Here is a 4,907-nt window from a genome sequence, read left to right as displayed (position 1 = left end):
GGTTGCGTGAGTGATAGTAGCGGCATCCTTTTCTTTTTTTCTTAAAAAAGAAAAGATAGAGCGGATAGCACGACCCTTGGGGCACGCCATAAATATTATACTAAGTATTGGTTTATAGGTCTTTAATAAAAGTAACTATCCTTTGAACGACTTCGTTGTTACCTAGTATTTTTCGATGACCTAAGTTTTTAGTTATCATCAATTCTGAAATATTTAAGTTTTCTTTAATGTTATAAGCTGCTTTAACATTTACATCAACATCATTCTCATCGTGAATTATTAAAACAGGAATTAAAACTTCTTTTGCAGCAATTGAAGCTGAGTAATAATTCATTTCTACTCCGTATTTTTTCTCAAAATGCTCTCTTAATTTAATTCCAATTTCAGGATTTAATTCCAACTTTTTAATAAAATCATCAATTATGTCTTGAATAATATCTCCGCTTCCAATCAGAACTACTTTTCTTACCTTCAGTTTTTCTCTAATGGCATTCAAAATTGCCATTCCTCCAAGTGAATGTCCAATCGCAAATTCAAATGGTCCATATTGTTTTTCCAATTCTAGAATAGAGGCAATGAATTCGACCATTATCGATGAATTTCCTTTAGATTTTCCGTGTGCCGGTGCATCAAAACTTATTGTCGAATACCCTAAATTAAGTAACTCATCTGCAATCTTAACTAATTGAGTTCCTCTGCCAGACCAACCGTGAACTAACAATATTTTCTTTTCACTTTTTCCATAATGATACACCACAATTTCTTTATTTATCGATGGAACGAAAACAATTTCTTGAATGCTTTCTTTCTCCATATGAAATTCGCGTTTCGGAATTTTATGTTTTATTGGCCTCGTAAATAATTTTGCAGCGAACTTTGTTATCAACTTTGTTGAAATTACTTCTAATAATTTAGCGGTTATCAATATTACCTTCGGAATTTTCAATGTTTGGGCTTCTATTTCTTTATTTTTTGACATTTCAATAAATTTTAATGCAAGTTACTTTATTTTATCTTTTTTTCTTAAATTTAGACATCAATAAATTAATCGGAAAATGCTAAATCAAAAACGCGTAGTAATTGAAAATGTTTTGCCTCAATTAGACAATGGGGCATTTTTTATAAAAAGAATTGTTGGACAAAATGTAAACGTGACCGCCGATATTCTATCAGATGGACACGATGTAATGGAAGCAGTTGTTCAACATAAATATGAAAAGGACAAGAAATGGTCGGAAGTTAGAATGAGTTCTTTGCCAAATGATACTTTTGAAGCTACATTTTCAGTTGAAAAACAAGGTTATTACCTTTATTTTGTCGAAGCTTGGGTTGATTATGCTCTAAATTGGCAATACGGTATTGGTAAAAAAATAAACGACAACCAACACGTAAAATCGGAATTGTTAGAAGGAGTAGAGTACATCAAACCATTATTGTCAAAAGTTTCTGCTTCGGATAAAAAATATTTAAATGAAGTTGTTGATTTATTCTCAAATGAAGCTAATTATGATAAAGCTATCATTGAAGCAGTTTCTGATAAATTAAAAACTATCTTCAAAGAAAATCCAACTAAGTTTTTAGCAAATCAAACTCAAGAATTAAGAGTTTATGTTGATAGACAAAAGGCATTATTCAGTACGTGGTATGAATTTTTTCCACGTTCTGCTTCAAAAGAAGAAGGTAAACACGGAACTTTTAAAGATTGTGAGCAGATTTTGCCTAAAGTTGCTAAAATGGGATTTGATACTTTGTATTTTCCACCAGTTCATCCAATTGGAGAAGTAAATCGTAAAGGAAAAAATAATGCAACAGACGCTCAATCTGGAGATGTTGGTTCGCCTTGGGGAATTGGATCTCAATATGGTGGTCACAAATCGATTCATCCAGAATTAGGAACTATTGATGATTTCAAATCATTAGTCAAAAAAGCAAAAACATTAAATATTGAGATTGCAATGGACTTTGCGCTTCAAGCTGCACCAGATCATCCTTATGTTAAAGAGTTTCCGCAATGGTTTAAATGGCGTCCTGATGGAACGGTACAATATGCCGAAAATCCTCCAAAAAAATACCAAGATATTCTACCAATTTACTTTGAAAGTGACGACTGGAAAAACCTTTGGAAAGAGCTTCTTGATTGTGCTTTATTTTGGGTTGAAGAATGTGGAATTAGAGTTTTCAGAGTTGATAATCCTCATACAAAACCATTTTATTTTTGGGGTTGGCTTATTGCAGAAGTAAAGAAGAAATATCCAGATGTATTGTTTTTAGCAGAAGCTTTTACGCGTCCTAAAATTATGAACGAGTTAGCTAAACAAGGTTTCACGCAATCATATACTTATTATACTTGGCGAAATACTAAAGCAGAATTGCAAGAGTATTTAACTGAGCTAACACAAACCAATCAAAAGGAATTCTTCCGACCTAATTTTTGGCCAAATACTCCAGATATTAATCCGTTTGCTTTGCAAGGTGCGAATGAAAGTACACACTTGCAAAAGTATTTTCTAGCAGCGACATTGAGTTCATCTGTTGGGATTTACGGACCAGTATTTGAATATATGATCTCAGATGCTATTCCAGGAAAAGAAGAATATATGGACAGTGAAAAATATCAAATTCGCCTTTGGGATTGGGAGAAAGAAAACAAAATTACGATGCTAATTTCTAAAATAAATCAAATTAGAAAAGAGCAAACATCATTACAACAAACCAATAATATTGAATTTTGTGATACTGATAACGACCAAGTAATTGCTTACTACAAATTTGATGATAACAAAGAAAACGAAACCTTAATGATTGCAAGTTTAGATGCTTATTATGCTAAACAAGCGTGGGTCAAATTGCCATTAAAATCCCTAGGAATTCACGAAGGACAATCCATAACGGTAGTAGATTTGATTACTGGAAATAGCTATAATTGGGACAAAGAATGGAATTTTGTTGAATTGCATCCAGTTTTACCTTTTCACTTATTCAAAATTCAAAAATAAAATATTGAAAAAAGTTAAACCATTAAGTAAATTAAGCTAATTAAGATATAATGAAACTTAATTTTCATACTGGTTTGAATTAACTTTCATAAAATTAGTGGAAATTTATTTAACAAAAGTAATTCGTGCTAATTTGTGTAAGTCGTGTCTAAAACCAACATTATGAAAAACAACAATCAAGATACTTTTGCAACGCCATTCAAATTTAAAAATGAATGGAAAGATGCTTTTAGCGACGATGAATTTATTAAAATATTTTCGTCAGATATTCTTGAAAACTATATCATTAACAAAAGATGGTATGGCGGAAAATCTAGCACATTAAAGTACATTGAAGTTGTTGATCATTTCAAAATTACTTCAAAAAAAAACACTTACTACGGAGTTTTACTAGAAGTAAATTTTAAAGAGGCGTTTTACCAGCATTATTTTATGCCAATCGCATTTATGACAAATGACGAATTGGATACTAACACAATCATTTCACCGGCTAAGTTCGGCAACATCGATGGCTATCTTGTTGACGCACTTCACCAAGATGATTTTAGAAGATTGCTTTTTGAAAATATTGTTAACGAAACGCAAAATAAAGCACTCAAACTTATTTTTCACAAAGGAATAAATTTAGTCGACAAAGAATACAAATCATCCAAGTTTATGGGTGTCGAGCAGAGCAATACTTCGATTATTTATAATGATACCTTGGTGTTAAAAATATTCAGACGAATTTATGTAAGCACCAATCCTGATTATGAATTGAGTCGTTTTTTGACCGAAAGAATGCATTATCAAAACACACCAGCCTACACTGGAAGTATTAATATTGCGATGACCGAAGGCAATATTACCTTAGGATTAATGCAAGAATTAGTTCCCAATCAAGGTGACGCTTGGAAGTTTATGTTAGAACAAATGGACGGAGTTTTTGACAACCTTTCCAGAAAGAAAATTAAAATCGATAAACTTCCAAATGTAGATCTGTTCAAACGATTAAAAATCAACGAAATTCCACCCGAAATTATTGATTGGGTTGGTTTGAGTTTGTTTCTAAAAGTACAAACTTTAGCCTTGCGAACTGCCGAAATGCACATCGCACTCGGAAGCGACATTCACGAAACTGCTTTTACACCAACAACTTACAATGGCGATTACACTGTGTGGTTAAAAAATCGTTTGCTATATCAATTCCAAAACCGATTAAATATCATCGAAAATAGTTTGCACAAACTCGACGGAATGGCACTCGATTTAGCGCATCAATTTCTTGAAAATAAAAAGCTAATCCGTAAACATTTCGTAGATTTCGATTGGACCAAAATGAAATCCGAACGCATCAGAATTCACGGAGATTTCCATCTTGGGCAAGTATTAGTAAACGGAGATGATTTCTATCTGCTTGATTTTGAAGGCGAACCAGAAAGCACCATTCGTGATAGAAAAGTAAAACAACCACCATTAAAAGACGTTGCAGGAATGTTCCGTTCCTTTCATTACGCCATTTACGCAACCATTTTCAACAATGCCGATAAATATCCTTACGAGCAAGAAGATTTATTCAAAGCAGGCGAATTATTGTTTAAATACCTAGTCGGAGCTTTCCTAGAAACCTACATCGAAAAAGCACAATCCGAAAATTTAAACATAGGTTACAGTCACGAAATCAACTTTTTACTAAAATATTGCATCCTTGAAAAAGCCGTTTATGAGTTGGGTTACGAACTAAATTCTCGACCACGATGGGCAGTAATTCCGTTGCGAGGAATTCAAACGATTATGGGGTATTAATGTCAGGCTAAACATTGTCTAAGTTAGGAGCGAATGGCTTGGGCACTTTCGATAATGGCAATTCCCGCTTTCCGTTCCAATCTTTTTTAAACCTGACAGGTTTAAAAAAGGATTTCCACTGCAATC

General features: G+C 33.0%; 3 protein-coding genes. 2 read left to right on the top strand and 1 reads right to left on the bottom strand.

The annotated features are described in order from the left end of the window. Nucleotides 1–112: 112 nt before the first annotated feature. Nucleotides 113–979 carry an alpha/beta hydrolase gene (locus tag DIU01_RS09620; RefSeq protein ID WP_290833885.1) on the bottom strand — a complete coding sequence of 289 codons (867 nt, stop codon included), beginning with the start codon at nucleotides 977–979 and terminating at the stop codon, nucleotides 113–115. Between the two features lie 76 nt (nucleotides 980–1,055). Between DIU01_RS09620 and DIU01_RS09615 the strand changes: the two genes are divergently transcribed. Together DIU01_RS09615 and DIU01_RS09610 are read left to right on the top strand one after the other, a co-directional pair. Then, nucleotides 1,056–2,996 (top strand): alpha-1,4-glucan--maltose-1-phosphate maltosyltransferase, encoded by a 1,941-nt coding sequence (locus DIU01_RS09615; RefSeq protein WP_290833883.1) that lies wholly within the window; start codon nucleotides 1,056–1,058, stop codon nucleotides 2,994–2,996. Between the two features lie 162 nt (nucleotides 2,997–3,158). Next, nucleotides 3,159–4,781 carry a trehalose synthase gene (locus tag DIU01_RS09610; RefSeq protein ID WP_290833881.1) on the top strand — a complete coding sequence of 541 codons (1,623 nt, stop codon included), beginning with the start codon at nucleotides 3,159–3,161 and terminating at the stop codon, nucleotides 4,779–4,781. Nucleotides 4,782–4,907: the final 126 nt, after the last annotated feature.

It is taken from the genome of Flavobacterium sp. (assembly GCF_003525665.1).
Taxonomy (GTDB): Bacteria; Bacteroidota; Bacteroidia; order Flavobacteriales; family Flavobacteriaceae; genus Flavobacterium.
Note: the sequence above shows the minus strand (reverse complement) of the source record. Positions and strands in the feature narration are given on the sequence as shown.

What these genes read in the sequence shown, in the direction of transcription:
- DIU01_RS09615 (WP_290833883.1), top strand. Translation starts at nt 1,056, where the DNA reads ATGCTAAATCAAAAACGCGTAGTAATTGAAAATGTTTTGCCTCAATTA.
- DIU01_RS09620 (WP_290833885.1), bottom strand. Translation starts at nt 979, where the DNA reads ATGTCAAAAAATAAAGAAATAGAAGCCCAAACATTGAAAATTCCGAAG.
- DIU01_RS09610 (WP_290833881.1), top strand. Translation starts at nt 3,159, where the DNA reads ATGAAAAACAACAATCAAGATACTTTTGCAACGCCATTCAAATTTAAA.